We start from the raw sequence: 15,104 nt of genomic DNA on the forward strand, positions 1-15,104 counted from the left end.
TAAGTTTACAATGATAAACTCATTAAAATTTACAGAAAGACTCCAAAAAGTCATAGAATTTTATGGCGAAACCGCATCTGGTTTTGCTGAAAAAATTGGAGTTCAGCGTTCCAGTATTTCACATATTCTATCTGGAAGAAACAAACCTAGCTTAGATTTTGTAATGAAGATTCTTGACACCTACCCTGAAGTTGAATTGTATTGGCTCTTAAATGGCAAAGGTGAATTTCCTAGAAACGAAAAAATTCAGGAAGAAATAAAAACTGATATTCAGCCAGTAAAAAAAATATCTGAGCCAGAGAATAACATCTCTGCCCAAAATTCCACACCTAATACTACTTCAGAAATTGAAAAGATTGTTATCTTTTATAAGGATGGTACTTTTAAAAGCTACAAACCTTAATTTAAATACATGATTCATTATCTTTGCCCAAAGGTTTTAGATGAGAAATTTTTATTCAATATTTATACTCTTAATTTTTACTAGCTGCTACAATACAGAACGTAACTGTGCGGATTTCAAAACAGGCACATTTCAATTTAATTACATAATTGATGGAGTTGAAAAAACTGGTAAATTTGTTCGTAACGACTCTTTGAGCATTGATTATTATGACGGTAAAGCTGATACTTCTTCAGTAAGATGGATCAATGATTGTGAGTTTATTCTAAAAAAATTGAACCCTAATAGCTTATCAGAAAAAGAACCTATCCACATGAAAATCCTTTCTACAACAAAGGACTCTTACGTTTTTGAATACAAACACGCCATTAAAAAAGCTAATAGAGATATCCACGTAGAAACAGGTATAGCAAAAAAAATAGATTAATTACCTATGTTAGATTTCCTACTTACTTCAGACGCCATCATGGCCTTGTTAACGCTAACGTTTTTAGAAATAATCTTAGGAATCGACAATATAGTCTTCATATCTATTGCAGCAAACAAATTACCCGAAAGTCAAAGAAGTAAAGCGACCAATATAGGACTGCTTTTAGCTATGGTACAGCGTATAGTGCTTTTGTTTTTTGTGTCTTTCTTAATCGGCTTAAGCGAACCTTTTTACACTATAGATACCGATTGGCTACATTTAGCTATAAGTTGGCAAGCTTTGATATTGTTTTTAGGAGGGTTATTCCTAATATACAAAAGTACTTCTGAAATAAGAGAGAAAGTAGAATCTCCAAAACATGATGAAGATAGCATGAAATCTAAAGTCATAAAGTCATTAAAACAAGCCATTGTACAGATTTTAATCATCGATTTTATTTTCTCAATAGATTCTATCCTTACCGCAGTTGGTATGACAAACGGATTACACCCAAATCATAATTACACTTTAGTTCTTATGATTATTGCTGTAATTATATCAATAGCTGTTATGATTGGTTTTGCAAACCCAATCCGAAAGTTTATAGACCGCAATCCAAGTATGCAAATATTAGGTCTTGCCTTTTTAATTTTGATAGGCTTTATGCTAATCACAGAAGCAGCACATCTTTCTCATACTGAATTTTTTGGAAAATCGGTTGGCGCTATACCAAAAGGTTACTTATACTTCGCTATTGCTTTTTCAATATTTGTTGAATTCTTGAACTTCAAGACGGTTAAAAAGAAATAATTAAAACCTTACCTAAAAGTTATAGAACGTTGTTTTTATTCCGCTTAACTAAAATTTAAGCACTTTTTAGGTCGCTGGAATTTGTATTTACTATATTTCACAAAAATTAACGTGTTTTTGCTAACCCAAATCTATAAAACTCTCAGTTAATGCTTTTTAATTCAATAGACTTCGCAGTATTCTTACCAGTAGTTTTTATATTATACTGGTTTGTTTTTAAAAAAAATCTAAAGCTGCAGAATCTTTTAATTGTAATAGCTAGTTATGTTTTCTATGGCTGGTGGGATTGGAGATTTCTTTCGTTAATTGTTTTTAGCACTCTAGTAGATTATTCCATAGGAATTGCCTTATCTAAAGAGAACAATTCAAAAAAACGCAAAATCTTTTTATGGGTAAGTATTATAGTAAACCTAGGCTTTCTCGGCTTTTTTAAATACTATAATTTTTTTCTAGAGAATCTAATAACAGCCTTTACTTTTTTTGGTAACGAACTACATGCTAACTCTTTAAAAATCATTCTTCCTGTTGGTATTAGTTTTTATACATTTCAAACGTTAAGCTATACAATTGATGTCTACAAAAGAAATCTTGAACCTACTAAAGACTTTATTGCGTTTTCTGCATTCGTTAGTTTTTTCCCTCAATTAGTTGCAGGACCTATCGAGCGTGCTACTAATTTGCTTCCTCAGTTTTATAAAAAAAGAAAGTTTGAATATAACAAAGCCGTAGACGGGTTACGTCAAATGCTTTGGGGCATGTTTAAAAAGGTGGTCATAGCGGATAATTGTGCCGAATTCGCAAATGAATTTTTTAATAACCACACAGAGTACAACGGAAGCACACTATTACTTGGCGCAATATTTTTTACTTTTCAAATATATGGTGATTTTTCAGGTTATTCAGATATAGCCATTGGCACATCTAGGTTATTCGGATTTGATTTAAAGCAAAATTTTGCATTTCCATATTTTTCAAGGGATATAGCTGAATTTTGGAGACGTTGGCATATATCACTTTCAACGTGGTTTAGGGATTACCTGTACATTCCGTTAGGCGGTAGTAAAGGTGGCACTTTAATGAAGGTAAGAAATACTTTTATTATATTTTTGGTTAGCGGTTTTTGGCATGGTGCTAATTGGACTTTCATAGTTTGGGGCGGATTAAATGCTATTTATTTTCTTCCTTTGCTTCTAACCAAAAGAAACAGGTCAAATATTGGAGTTGTAGCTCAAGACAGATACTTACCATCTTTTAAAAATATGATAAGCATTATTTCTACTTTTTGTCTTACAGTGTTGGCTTGGGTGTTTTTTAGAGCAAACTCAATTAATCACGCTTTAGAGTACTTACAAGGAATATTCTCTAACAACTTATTCTCAATACCTGAGTTTGAAAACAAGACTCATGCAGGAGAGGTTTTAATTCTCATAGTCTTTTTATTATTGGTTGAGTGGATTGGTAGAGAAACGCAATATGGCCTTGAAAAGCTAGGACTGAATTGGCCTAGAAGTCTAAGGTTGACTTTTTACGTGAGTATAGTTTGCTTAATATTTTTATTTATCGGTAAAGAACAAGAATTTATTTATTTTCAATTTTAGCATGAAAATTCTCATAAAAAAAATAATAATTTTTCTTTCGTTATCCTTCTTGGTAATTATTGCCTTAGCGTTGATCTCTAGTGAGACTATTAAATCTAGAGCCGATCTTAAAATACCAAAAAAGAACACAACGATAGTTGTAGGACACTCACACTCGCAGTGCTCTGTAAATGATTCAATTCTTTCAAACACGTCTAACCTCTCTTCTTCAGGCGAATCTTATTTTTATAATTTTCAAAAATTGAAGCAAATTATTAATGAAAATAGTCAAATTAAAACTGTTCTCATCGAATTCACCAATAACAATGTGGATAGCATAATGGATGAATGGACTTGGGGTTATGAAAAAATGTCTTTTTACCTTCAATATTACTCCCCATATATAGGTTCTGAAGATTTCAATTTATTGATGGACAATAATCCTACTGATTTATTTACAAGCTACTCGATTGCTACAAGAAAAAATCTATATAGAATTTTGAGAAGTGATTATAGTTTGATTGATGATTTTGGTGGATACACAGAATCTAAACTTAGTAAAGTTGATGATTTAATTGCTAAAAAAGATTTTAATTCTAGTATTTCTAAAAATCATGTAGTTTCCAATGTCAATCTCAAATATTTAAGAAAAATGATTGATGAGTGTAGAAAAAATAATGTAGATATTTTTTTAATTAGAAGTCCTCAACATGAATTATATGCTGACTTAGGCAATGAATCTATTTACCAAAAAGTGCTAAAAACTCAATTTAACGATGTTGAATTATTGGATTTTGACAATATGAAATTTCCAAATAAGTATTATTTAGACTTACACCATCTAAACTACAAAGGGTCTTTACAGTTCAGTAAACTGTTGAATGAATTAATAGAAAATAATATTTTAACTACAGACAACAAACAAGAAATGATTGACAAAGCTATTTTAAATTTTAATTTAAAACAGGTTAAACCTAATTTTTAACTTTCACTAAAATAATGTCCCCTGACCTTGTTCATCTTTACCTTCTGAATCATTAGATGTGTTTTCAGAATCGCTTGAAGATTCCGAATCTTCATCACTATCAACGGTTTCCTCGTCTATAACTTCTAAATCATCCGCGTGAACTTCTTCAGGAGCTTCATAAGGTAATGGGTCTAGAATGTTTATTTGGTTTATTTTATCTCTAGTCAACTGATTTCCTAGTGCATTAATGCCTTTTACTGCAATAAACTCTTCAAGATTAACCTCCATATTAGGCTTACGATCTTTACCTCGTTCTTTCGTGAATTCAACATCTACCATAGGACGCCAATCTGTTGAGATAACTTCTAATTGAGAGCTTGGATGATCCGATATAAAAGTTTCCTCTTTTCCTTCTTGTTCTATCAAAAAGCGTTTCACATAGTAACGCTCTTTTTCACCATCGTAGTAAATTGCTGAAATAGGTTTTTTAGGCACCCATTTTTCTAAAACAATCATATCGTCTTCAAAATGAGTCGTTAATTCTGGTATTATCGTTTTTGCCATACCTGACTGCGTAATAATCAACAAACGGTCTTCACCCCTAAACTCACCAATCAACTCACCTCTACCATCCACATTCAATCTTTGAACAGTATCATCGAACCAAATCTTTCTTGGTTTCAATGTTGAAACGCCTTTTTCTTTGAGCTCTACACGTTTTATAGCGTATTTAGTAACCAAGTTACCTTTAGACGATCTCCCTTTTATTAAAACATCAGAAAAATCTAAGTCCCATTTCAGCTTTTTGATACTTCCAACCTGTCTTAATAAAATAGTTACTACTTCCGCCTCTCCATTTGGATTTGCGGAAAAATACCAAAGAGACGATCCTTTATTGCCATTGGTCATATCGTACTCTCTATCTCGAGTCATACTTGTAACAGCAAAACGTTTCACGTAAGAAGGGCCTTTCTTGCCATCGCGATAAATCATGTTGTAGATCGTGCGCTTGTCCTTCTTCTTAAAAACAGCAACATGGATAATATTCTTACCAATAAATGTTTTCGTATCCACTTTGGTTACCATCATCTTACCATCAGCAGTGAAGCAGATAATATCATCTATATCACTACAATCGCACACATATTCATCACGCCTTAAAGATGTACCAATAAAGCCTTCCTCTCTGTTTACATAGAGTTTTGTGTTTCTTATAACAACCTTAGTAGCATCTACATCATCAAAAACTCTAATTTCAGTTTTACGCTCTTTACCTTCACCGTAATCCTTTTTTAGTCTTTCAAAATACGCTATGGCATAATCTATAAGATTAGCTAAGTGATGTTTTACTTCAGCTATTTGATCTTCTAAAGCTTCAATTTTTTGCTGTGCCTTATCAATATCGAATTTTGAAATTCTTTTGATTCTAATTTCCGTAAGACGTGTAATATCTTCTGTGGTAACTTCTCGCTTTAAATGCTTAATATGTGGCTGAAGCCCTTTATCAATTGCCTCTATCACTCCTTCCCATGTTTCCTCTTCTTCAATATCACGGTAAATTCTATTCTCAATAAAAATACGCTCTAAAGATGCAAAGTGCCATTGCTCTTCAAATTCACCGAGTTTTATTTCTAACTCTTGTTTTAAGAGCTGAACGGTGTTATCTGTAGAACGACGCAGCATTTCTGTAACACCAACAAAAAACGGCTTATTATCTTCAATAACACAGCCTAATGGAGAAATAGAGGTTTCACAACTTGTAAAAGCATATAGTGCATCTATAGTTTTATCTGGAGATAAACCAGACGGAAGATGTACTAATATTTCAACTTCAGCAGCTGTATTATCTTCAATTCTCTTGATTTTTATTTTACCCTTATCATTGGCTTTAAGAATTGAATCTATCAACGAAGATGTTGTAGTTCCAAATGGAATTTCAGTAATAACCAAGGTATTTTTATCTCGCTGTGAAATTTTAGCTCTTACCCTAACTCTTCCGCCACGCATACCGTCATTATAGTTAGTAAAATCAGCAATACCTGCTGTCGGGAAATCTGGCATTAAGCTAAATCGCTTACCTTTAAGATGTTTTACAGAAGCGTCAATTAATTCTATAAAATTATGCGGAAGAATCTTTGTTGAAAGTCCTACCGCAATTCCTTCACCTCCTTGCGCTAAAAGCAAAGGAAACATCACAGGAAGATTAATCGGCTCTTTCCTTCTACCATCGTAAGAAGCTTGCCACTCTGTAATTTTCGGATTATATACAACATCTAAAGCAAATTTTGAAAGTCTAGCTTCAATATAACGAGAAGCTGCCGCACGATCACCTGTAAGGATATTTCCCCAGTTACCTTGAGTATCTATCAGTAAGTCTTTCTGACCAATCTGAACCATAGCATCCGCTATACTGGCATCACCGTGAGGATGATATTGCATGGTATGACCGACAATATTCGCTACTTTGTTATAACGACCATCATCGAGATCTTTCATGGAATGCATAATTCGTCTTTGCACAGGTTTGAAACCATCTTCTATAGCTGGCACAGCACGTTCCAAGATTACATACGAAGCGTAATCTAGAAACCAATCTTTATACATTCCTGTAACCTTGGTTATTGTTTCCTGGTTACCGCTTTCATCGTTTAAAAGCTCTTCATTTTCTTCTGACATCCTCTATCCTAATTTGCTAATTTTTCTTTCCTTGAATATTTTCCTTAGAGACTGCTTTACATATCTGATTTTCTTAGGCTTTAGTAAAGTAACATTAAAGCGATACTTTACCACCCTATCTTCATGAGTTTTGATTTGTAAAACCAATGATTTATAAAAAAAATAATTTTTAATCTTGAATCCTACTAGTTGATTCCTTTTGAATTTAATCTTCTTCTGCCTGTAATTAATGTATTCCGTAAGAATTAACCCTTTATTAATTACAATAATTTTATCACCATCACTATCGTACTCAAAATAACCTGCTATAGATTGCACTAGCACTAAAAGCACTAAAAACCCTAGAAAGACATAAAAAACACCATTCTCAACCAATTCTAATGAACTAAATACCGTTGCCATTAAAACCGTTAGCAATATCAATACAAAATAAATGGAAATAACCGTATTTCTTACTTTTCTATTGTCGGTTCTCATGCAGTTTCTTCAACAATATCAAGTTCAACTTTAAGATTTTCGATAATGAATTCTTGTCTAGTCGGAGTGTTTTTCCCCATGTAAAATGACAATAATTCTTCAATAGACATGTCTTTATCTAGCATTACAGGATCTAAACGCATATCCTCACCAATAAAATGCTTGAATTCATCTGGTGAAATTTCACCCAATCCCTTAAATCGTGTAATCTCAGGTTTAGGTTTTAATTTTTCTATAGCATCTACACGCTCTTCATCCGTGTAACAATAAATCGTCTCTTTTTTATTTCTCACCCTAAACAAAGGAGTTTGCAAAATATATAAATGTCCTTCCTTTATAACTTCAGGAAAAAACTGTAAGAAGAAAGTAATTAACAACAAACGAATGTGCATACCATCAACATCGGCATCAGTTGCAATTACAACATTGTTATAACGCAAATCCTCTAAAGACTCTTCTATATTTAATGCTGCTTGCAAAAGATTAAACTCTTCGTTTTCGTAAACTATCTTTTTGCTAAGTCCATAACAGTTTAAAGGTTTTCCCTTCAAACTAAAAACAGCTTGTGTGTTAACATCTCTAGACTTTGTAATACTACCTGATGCAGAATCTCCCTCTGTAATAAACAATGTTGTATCGAGATATCTTTCGTTTTTGGTATCACCAAAGTGAATACGACAATCTCTAAGTTTTTTATTATGAAGACTCGCTTTTTTAGCTCTGTCCTTAGCCAATTTTCTAATTCCGGATAACTCCTTACGTTCACGCTCTGCCTGTAAAATCTTTCGCTGAATCTTTTCTGCAGCCTCAGAATTTTTATGAAGGTAATTATCTAAATATGTTTTTACAAAATCATTAATATAAGTTCTTACCGTAGGCAATTCGCCACCCATATCTGTAGAACCTAGTTTTGTTTTTGTCTGACTTTCAAAAACTGGCTCCATAACTTTAATAGCTATAGCAGCTACAACAGACTTTCTTATGTCTGATGCGTCATAGTTTTTACCGTAAAACTCTCGAATGGTTTTTACAATAGCTTCTCTAAAAGCCGCTAAATGGGTTCCTCCTTGTGTTGTATTCTGGCCATTTACAAAAGAATGATATTCTTCGCTGTACTGAGTTTTACTGTGCGTAATGGCAACTTCAATATCGTCACCACGTAAGTGAATAATCGGATAAAGTAAATCTGAAGTATTGATGTTTTCAGAAAGCAAATCTTTTAAACCATTTTCACTGTAGAACTTTTCACCATTGAAAACTATAGTTAAACCTGGATTTAGGTACACATAGTTTTTAAGCATACGTTCTACATACTCATTTCGGAATTTGTAGTTTTTGAATATCGCTTCATCAGGAATAAAACTAACTTTAGTTCCTTTTCTTCTACTCGTTTCTTCAAGTAATTCCTGATTAGTTAAGTCCCCTTGTTCAAACTCAGCTGAAGCCGACTTACCATCTCTAGTTGATTCTACTCTAAAATAAGTCGATAACGCATTTACCGCTTTGGTACCGACACCATTCAAACCTACAGATTTCTTAAAGGCTTTGGTATCGTACTTTCCACCTGTATTCATTTTAGAAACAACATCTACCACTTTCCCTAACGGAATACCTCGACCATAATCTCTAACAATGACACGTTCGCCTTGAATGGAAACCTCAATAGTTTTACCAGCTCCCATAACAAACTCATCTATAGAGTTGTCTAAAACTTCTTTAAGAAGGATATAAATACCATCGTCTGGCGAAGAACCATCACCCAACTTACCGATATACATACCAGGACGCATACGGATGTGTTCTTTCCAATCGAGTGAACGAATATTATCTTCTGTATAGTTAGATTGTTCTGCCATAGAAAAAGGACGGTTATTATTACGGTGGACTGCTAATATAATACTATACCGTAAAAAATGAAACTCGCTTTTGGTAAAGTAATTAACAATAAAGTACCGCTATTGTTGAGAACCTATAACAGATTTCATCGTTTTGATAATTCCTCAGCTTTTTGCTTAAAAATTTCGTTTCTATCAATTAGAATACGCTTAATATGTCTTTTTAAAATTAGGTTATCTATAAGTTTACCTAGAATTCCATATTTAGAAGTAAAGTGAAGTTCATTTATCATTATGGTTTTACCTTCTTGTTCTTCTTTAAAAATATGTGCATGCCTGTAAGATTTAAAACTACCATCAGTCATTTCGTTCACATATAAAAAAGGTTTTTCAAAACCTGTGACAGTTATTGTAAGGTGTTGTACAAAGCCAAGATGATTGGTTTCCCAAGTTACAAAATCCCCTTCCTCCATAAAACCAGATGTTTTTCCACTAACAGGAATTTCATTTCGGTTTTTTAAGGATTAAGCATAAAAACGAATATCTCTTGCCAAATCAAAACAAACCTCAATATTGGCATTAATTACGGTTTCTACTATAATTTGAGGCATAATCTATCTTTATGTATAAGACACTTCACTTAAGAAGCTGTCACATAATTTTCTTTGATTTTTTCAGCCCAAACAAGACGTTAACTGATAATCAAGACGTTAAAAACCGAATAAATGATAAAAAATTTACACGTTGAATAAGAAATGCATCACATCTCCATCCTTAACAATGTAATTTTTACCTTCAACACGCATTTTACCTGCTTCTTTTACTTTATTCTCACTTCCATATTGCACGTAATCGTCGTATGCAATAACCTCTGCTCTAATAAAGCCTTTTTCAAAATCGGTATGAATAACTCCAGCAGCTTGTGGCGCAGTAGCACCAACAGTTACCGTCCAAGCTCTTACTTCTTTTACACCAGCAGTAAAGTAAGTCTGCTGTTTTAGTAATTTGTATGCGGCACGAATTAATTTTGCCGAACCAGGTTCGTCTAAACCTATGTCTGCCAAAAACATTTGGCGCTCTTCATAATCATCTAGCTCATTGATATCTGCTTCTGTACCAACTGCCAAAACTAATACTTCAGCATTTTCGTCTTTTACAGCTTCTCTTACTTTTTCAACATAATCATTACCTGTTGTAGCAGCACCTTCATCTACATTACAAACATACATTACAGGCTTATCGGTAATGAATTGTGCAGGCTTTACGTAATCTTCATAATCGTCTTCAGAAAACTCTAATGCTCTGACCGATTTCCCCGATTCTAAACCTTCTTTTATTTTTAAAAGTACTGCTTCTTCAGCTTGTGCTTCTTTATTACCTGTTTTTGCAGCACGCTTTACCTTATCTAGCTTTTTCTCTGTAGTCTCTAGATCTTTAAGCTGAAGCTCCATATCAATGGTTTCCTTGTCTCTTAGAGGATTTACAGAACCATCAACATGAACAATATTATCATTATCAAAACAACGTAAGACGTGTAGAATAGCATCTGTTTCTCTGATGTTGGCCAAGAATTGATTTCCTAAACCTTCACCTTTACTTGCTCCTTTTACCAAACCAGCAATATCTACAATCTCTACGGTTGCTGGCATAACGCGCTCTGGCTTTACCAATTCCTCTAATTTAGATAATCTTGGATCTGGTACGTTTACCACACCAATATTAGGTTCTATGGTACAAAATGGAAAGTTTGCACTTTGCGCTTTGGCATTAGACAAACAGTTAAATAAAGTTGATTTTCCTACGTTTGGTAATCCTACAATTCCAGCTTTCATAATATTTCCTGCGAAGGCAGGAATCTTTTTAGTTAAACATCATACCCAACTTCTGTGTCCTCTTTTTGAGATTAAAGATGGATTCTTTTTATGCGCTGCAAATGTAGTTAATTAGTGGAATTGAAAGAAGTTTTTAAAAATAATTATAACCCTTATTTTATTCAACAAAACTTTATTTCTCTAATTTATTTTTTAAATATTGTATTTTTAAATCTAAATAAATATATAATTTGCGTGAAAGTTTTATAACAACAAATAATATAGCTATAACTAATATTAGAATTAAGACTTGCCATAAAATTAAAAAAATACTTGTATCGTTTATTTGCATAATTTTATATTATTTTTTTGAAATCTTTTTTGACAAATCTTTTTTTTAATTGAATTAAAAAAAGTGCGAGAAAATTTTATTTTTCTTACACTTATTCATTTAAATTGTAGAGACTAAGAACCTATAAATCTTATTTCTTTCGAATCTCACTTATGAGTATCGTATCCTGTTCAATTTTAATCTCGTAAGAACTATTCAATGGAATACCGTTACTGTAATAACCAAAATTTTCAATGATTTTATCTGAATTTAAATTATATTGTAATTTATAACCACCATCAGTTTTAGGAACACCTTTAAATTTTAGTACAACACTTTTCTTCTCGTTTGGTTTTATAGTATCCGTATAAATTTCATTTACTCCATTTGAAACCACAACATCTGTAATTATGTTGCCACTATAATTTTTAATATCAAATACAGTATCTTTTTTCAAGTTTAAGCAACTAGCATTAATAAGGATTAAGGCTAGAACAATATAGGTTATTTTTTTCATTGGTCTGTAGGTATTATTTGGGTTGAATTTGATATACCATGGTTGCCATCATTAATTTCAGTTGTAGAAAGGTCATCCCAAAAATTTGGATCGGCATAATTTATAGGAAATAAATAAACTAATTCACCATCCAAAACCGCTTGATAAACGGCATTAGAAAGATCTTGATCTGACACGAAAAAACTTGCATTATCGCCAATTATATGTCCAACATCATTATTATGTAAATCCATTTGTTTTTCTAGAACCCAGTTAGCTGGAACTTCACTCTCATGTGCTGTAGAGAAATATCTCGCTACCTTATCACCAGCATCATTTGAATTCATAGCATTGAAAAAAGCATGTCTAAAAGCATCCGATTTATCATTTATACCGTTTATACCAAACCTAACTTCAGTTTCATCTTCAGCAGGATCTCTATTAGCATTAATTATAAAAGCTTGAGCTGGAAAAGCAGCTATAAGCCATTTTTCTTCATCGGTCAAATCTTCATTTACCCCATCTAAATTTAAGTCTATATTATCTGATACAAATGTTTCGTCATTCCACCAATTATAAGGAAAATTATCTTCCATACCTGGATAATCTGTTTCACTTATTATACTCGTATAGCTAATTGCTATCTCAGCTATTTCATCATCATCTAAACTATCCGAGATTTTTATAACAGCAGTTACAAAGTCAATATCTTCATCAGAGTTATCTCCATTTTCATCTTTGTTATTCTCTAGATATTCATTGAGTTCAAATACTTCTTGTCCATTACTAATATCATCTATCCAATTATTAAGAGCTTGATTTTCCTCTGTGCCCTCCCCTATTCTGTTACCTATATCAAGTTTTTGTTTTAACTGTTCGCTAATAGAGGCTGGTGGTAGAGGATTACCCACAAAACCATCTCCTGGCTCTTGTCCACCACCACCTCCTGTTCCAGAGCCTTCTGAAGGATCAGAACTAGAATCTCCCGTGCCTGTACCACCACCTGCTGACCCGCCAGATGAAGAACACCCATAAATCACTATATTATTCCATTCACAGCTTAGGTATGCTGGTGTGCAGCTTGCTGAAACACCACAAGAACAACTATCTCCCACGTCATGACCCGCTCCTGTGCATGCAACACTAGTACACACATATCCTTCTGCTTCTGCTATAATCTGAAAATTAGCACAAGAGTCACTTTTTAAAATTAAACTTTCATCAGAAATTTCTGTAACCTCTGCATTAGCATAGTCGTATATAGTATTTCCTTGCCCATCTAAATTAAATGGATAAGCAATAAGATATTGTTTATATGTGTTATCTGGATACTTAATCAATAAGTAGTTCTCTAAAATGTTAGGTGTTTCATAACTTCTATTAACCACAAAAGTATAAGAAATATAAGTATCAGTTTCTATAGTCTGTACTTGATACTGATCCAATAAAAAAGCTTGGTCATTATTTTTAGCATCTAATACATCTTGAGCGTTAAAATACTTACTAACTCTCTTAACCAAATCTCTATTTTGTTCTTTTTCATGATTCCACAAGCCTATTCTAATATTTATATCACCCAAAGATTGACTTTGATTATCGCTATTAGGCTTTTCTATGATTGCCTCTTGTTGGCAATTAGTAAAAAATAATAATGTACATATTACTATAATTAAAACTTTACTTGAGCCATTTCGCTTGCTTTTCATTTTAAAATTATTTTTAGTTATTTTTTGATATCAAATTTTCTAAAATATTTGATATCCTTATAATTATGATTAAATAAAAAAATTTAAGCAAAAATATTATTTAACATTAAACAATAATATACGTAAAGTTACGTATTTTTAAAACAAAAAAATCCCAAGCCATAGACTTGGGATTTTTTAACAACACAATTTAACTATGATGCATTTACGCATAGGTTTCTTTTAAAAAGTCTGCAATGGACTGTGTTGGTCGTCCTAATACCGTTTCTAAATCGTTGGTATTATGGTTAAATTCCCCATTAGCAATACCAAGGCTAAACATTACCACCATATCTATAATCTCTTGAGGTAAGCCTACTGCTGCCAATTGCTTTCTAAACTCACCTTCTTCTGGTGATATATAAGGAATGGTTTCACCAACCACTGCAGATAATTTTTCTGCAACGTCCTTAAAGCCTACTTGCTCACTACCGTTAAACTCTAAAATCACATTTTTATAAGCTTCTGGTTTAGCCAAAATAATAGCCTCTGCCTCAGCAAAATCCTTTCTTGGCACAAAAGATACGACTCCGTCTTCTGTTGGTAAATAAATAGATTTGGTTTGTAGTACTTGGGCTTTGTCACCAATAAACATATTAATGACCTCAGCATACAAGTTGTGTCTTAATATGGTGTAGTTTAATCCTGAAGCTAAGATTAAATCCTCGGTTTGTTTGTGTGAGTCTACCACTGGAAATAATGGTGCAGCTTCGCTTTCATCATTTCTAACCGTACTTGTGTATAAGATATGTTCTACACCAGCTTGTTCTGCTGCTTTAACAACATTTTTATGCTGTGGCAAACGTTTGCCTATATCACTACCAGACACAAAATACAAAAGGTCTATACCTTTAAATGCTTCTGTAAGGCTCTCAAAATTATCGTAGTCTCCTACTCTAACATCTATGCCTTCAGACTTATAGCTTTTAACGATATCACTATCTGTATTACGCACTAAAACAGCGATTTGATCTGTGCTTACTTTTTCTTTTAAAAAACGTACTGTACTACTTCCTAAATGTCCTGTAGCACCTGTTATCAATATTTTTTTCATTATTATAAATTTATAGTTTAACTTTACAAAAGTTTATTACTTACTTTTAGTGAGTCAAAGGTAAAAAGTAATTAAAGACTAAACAAGAACTGTAAAGAAAGTGAGACACTTACTTTTTGGTAACTACTATTGAAAATGAGATTGTTATGACTGAAAATAATTTAGAAAAATATTTAGATGCTGATAATTGCCCAGTGCGAAATGTGCTGGATAGAATTGGAGACAAATGGTCTGTATTGATTATTCTACTTCTGGAAGACGCTAAAACACTACGTTTTAATGAGATTCATAAATATATTGGTACTATTTCCCAAAAAATGCTCACGGTGACTTTAAAAAAGTTAGAAGCCGACGATTTGGTAAAACGTACCATATATCCGCAAGTACCACCAAAAGTTGAGTACAACCTTACCGAACGTGGACAAAGCCTAGTGCCTTATATTCAAAATTTAGTGCAATGGGCCAATACTAATCTTGAAGGGATTAAACAATCGCGAAGCAGAGTACAATAGA

At 32.8% G+C, this 15,104-nt stretch carries 14 protein-coding genes; 6 read left to right on the forward strand and 8 right to left on the reverse strand.

Going from position 1 to position 15,104, the window contains the following annotated elements; genetic code table 11:
• Positions 1-10: 10 nt before the first annotated feature.
• From QGM60_RS14520 to QGM60_RS14540, 5 genes are all read left to right on the forward strand, one after another.
• Positions 11-403 carry a helix-turn-helix transcriptional regulator gene (locus QGM60_RS14520; protein WP_281140973.1) on the forward strand — a complete coding sequence of 131 codons (393 nt, stop codon included), beginning with the start codon at positions 11-13 and terminating at the stop codon, positions 401-403.
• Between the two features lie 40 nt (positions 404-443).
• The gene (locus QGM60_RS14525; protein ID WP_281140974.1) at positions 444-830 is read left to right on the forward strand and encodes a hypothetical protein; all 387 of its coding nucleotides are present in this window, start codon (positions 444-446) and stop codon (positions 828-830) included.
• Between the two features lie 6 nt (positions 831-836).
• Positions 837-1,622 (forward strand): TerC family protein, encoded by a 786-nt coding sequence (locus tag QGM60_RS14530; protein ID WP_281140975.1) that lies wholly within the window; start codon positions 837-839, stop codon positions 1,620-1,622.
• A 149-nt stretch (positions 1,623-1,771) separates the two neighbouring features.
• Positions 1,772-3,220 carry an MBOAT family O-acyltransferase gene (locus QGM60_RS14535; protein ID WP_281140976.1) on the forward strand — a complete coding sequence of 483 codons (1,449 nt, stop codon included), beginning with the start codon at positions 1,772-1,774 and terminating at the stop codon, positions 3,218-3,220.
• A 1-nt stretch (position 3,221) separates the two neighbouring features.
• Entirely contained in the window at positions 3,222-4,184 is a 963-nt protein-coding gene (locus tag QGM60_RS14540; protein WP_281140977.1) for a hypothetical protein, read from the forward strand.
• A gap of 6 nt (positions 4,185-4,190) precedes the next feature.
• On the opposite strand, the gene QGM60_RS14545 is transcribed toward QGM60_RS14540, so the two are convergent.
• The 8 genes from QGM60_RS14545 to QGM60_RS14580 all read right to left on the reverse strand — a co-directional run bounded on the left by QGM60_RS14545 (position 4,191) and on the right by QGM60_RS14580 (position 14,591).
• Positions 4,191-6,842: a DNA gyrase/topoisomerase IV subunit A gene (locus tag QGM60_RS14545; RefSeq protein WP_281140978.1), complete on the reverse strand. Its 2,652-nt coding sequence runs from the start codon at positions 6,840-6,842 to the stop codon at positions 4,191-4,193.
• 3 nt (positions 6,843-6,845) lie between these two features.
• On the reverse strand, positions 6,846-7,319 hold the full coding sequence (locus QGM60_RS14550; RefSeq protein WP_281140979.1) for a hypothetical protein: 474 nt from the start codon (positions 7,317-7,319) through the stop codon (positions 6,846-6,848).
• Positions 7,316-9,175 (reverse strand): DNA topoisomerase IV subunit B, encoded by a 1,860-nt coding sequence (locus tag QGM60_RS14555; protein WP_281140980.1) that lies wholly within the window; start codon positions 9,173-9,175, stop codon positions 7,316-7,318. Before QGM60_RS14555 ends, QGM60_RS14550 begins: the two co-directional genes overlap by 4 nt.
• Before the next feature lie 125 nt (positions 9,176-9,300).
• Positions 9,301-9,627 carry a hypothetical protein gene (locus QGM60_RS14560; RefSeq protein ID WP_281140981.1) on the reverse strand — a complete coding sequence of 109 codons (327 nt, stop codon included), beginning with the start codon at positions 9,625-9,627 and terminating at the stop codon, positions 9,301-9,303.
• 264 nt (positions 9,628-9,891) lie between these two features.
• Positions 9,892-10,986, reverse strand: coding sequence for a redox-regulated ATPase YchF (ychF, locus tag QGM60_RS14565; protein WP_281140982.1), 1,095 nt, complete (start codon positions 10,984-10,986; stop codon positions 9,892-9,894).
• Between the two features lie 461 nt (positions 10,987-11,447).
• Entirely contained in the window at positions 11,448-11,813 is a 366-nt protein-coding gene (locus QGM60_RS14570) for a hypothetical protein (protein WP_281140983.1), read from the reverse strand.
• Positions 11,810-13,498: a hypothetical protein gene (locus tag QGM60_RS14575; RefSeq protein ID WP_281140984.1), complete on the reverse strand. Its 1,689-nt coding sequence runs from the start codon at positions 13,496-13,498 to the stop codon at positions 11,810-11,812. Before QGM60_RS14575 ends, QGM60_RS14570 begins: the two co-directional genes overlap by 4 nt.
• Positions 13,499-13,703: 205 nt before the next feature.
• Positions 13,704-14,591 carry an SDR family oxidoreductase gene (locus QGM60_RS14580; RefSeq protein ID WP_281140985.1) on the reverse strand — a complete coding sequence of 296 codons (888 nt, stop codon included), beginning with the start codon at positions 14,589-14,591 and terminating at the stop codon, positions 13,704-13,706.
• A 146-nt stretch (positions 14,592-14,737) separates the two neighbouring features.
• Between QGM60_RS14580 and QGM60_RS14585 the strand changes: the two genes are divergently transcribed.
• Positions 14,738-15,103 (forward strand): helix-turn-helix domain-containing protein, encoded by a 366-nt coding sequence (locus QGM60_RS14585; protein ID WP_281140986.1) that lies wholly within the window; start codon positions 14,738-14,740, stop codon positions 15,101-15,103.
• Position 15,104 lies beyond the last annotated feature (1 nt).

Source organism: Winogradskyella sp. SYSU M77433, from assembly GCF_029911945.1.
Lineage (GTDB): Bacteria > Bacteroidota > Bacteroidia > Flavobacteriales > Flavobacteriaceae > Winogradskyella.

Excerpts from the sequence above, each read along its gene's own strand:
- QGM60_RS14520 (WP_281140973.1), top strand. The coding sequence starts at position 11 with ATGATAAACTCATTAAAATTTACAGAAAGACTCCAAAAAGTCATAGAA.
- QGM60_RS14525 (WP_281140974.1), top strand. The coding sequence starts at position 444 with ATGAGAAATTTTTATTCAATATTTATACTCTTAATTTTTACTAGCTGC.
- QGM60_RS14530 (WP_281140975.1), top strand. The coding sequence starts at position 837 with ATGTTAGATTTCCTACTTACTTCAGACGCCATCATGGCCTTGTTAACG.
- QGM60_RS14535 (WP_281140976.1), top strand. The coding sequence starts at position 1,772 with ATGCTTTTTAATTCAATAGACTTCGCAGTATTCTTACCAGTAGTTTTT.
- QGM60_RS14540 (WP_281140977.1), top strand. The coding sequence starts at position 3,222 with ATGAAAATTCTCATAAAAAAAATAATAATTTTTCTTTCGTTATCCTTC.
- QGM60_RS14545 (WP_281140978.1), bottom strand. The coding sequence starts at position 6,842 with ATGTCAGAAGAAAATGAAGAGCTTTTAAACGATGAAAGCGGTAACCAG.
- QGM60_RS14550 (WP_281140979.1), bottom strand. The coding sequence starts at position 7,319 with ATGAGAACCGACAATAGAAAAGTAAGAAATACGGTTATTTCCATTTAT.
- QGM60_RS14555 (WP_281140980.1), bottom strand. The coding sequence starts at position 9,175 with ATGGCAGAACAATCTAACTATACAGAAGATAATATTCGTTCACTCGAT.
- QGM60_RS14560 (WP_281140981.1), bottom strand. The coding sequence starts at position 9,627 with ATGGAGGAAGGGGATTTTGTAACTTGGGAAACCAATCATCTTGGCTTT.
- ychF (WP_281140982.1), bottom strand. The coding sequence starts at position 10,986 with ATGAAAGCTGGAATTGTAGGATTACCAAACGTAGGAAAATCAACTTTA.
- QGM60_RS14570 (WP_281140983.1), bottom strand. The coding sequence starts at position 11,813 with ATGAAAAAAATAACCTATATTGTTCTAGCCTTAATCCTTATTAATGCT.
- QGM60_RS14575 (WP_281140984.1), bottom strand. The coding sequence starts at position 13,498 with ATGAAAAGCAAGCGAAATGGCTCAAGTAAAGTTTTAATTATAGTAATA.
- QGM60_RS14580 (WP_281140985.1), bottom strand. The coding sequence starts at position 14,591 with ATGAAAAAAATATTGATAACAGGTGCTACAGGACATTTAGGAAGTAGT.
- QGM60_RS14585 (WP_281140986.1), top strand. The coding sequence starts at position 14,738 with ATGACTGAAAATAATTTAGAAAAATATTTAGATGCTGATAATTGCCCA.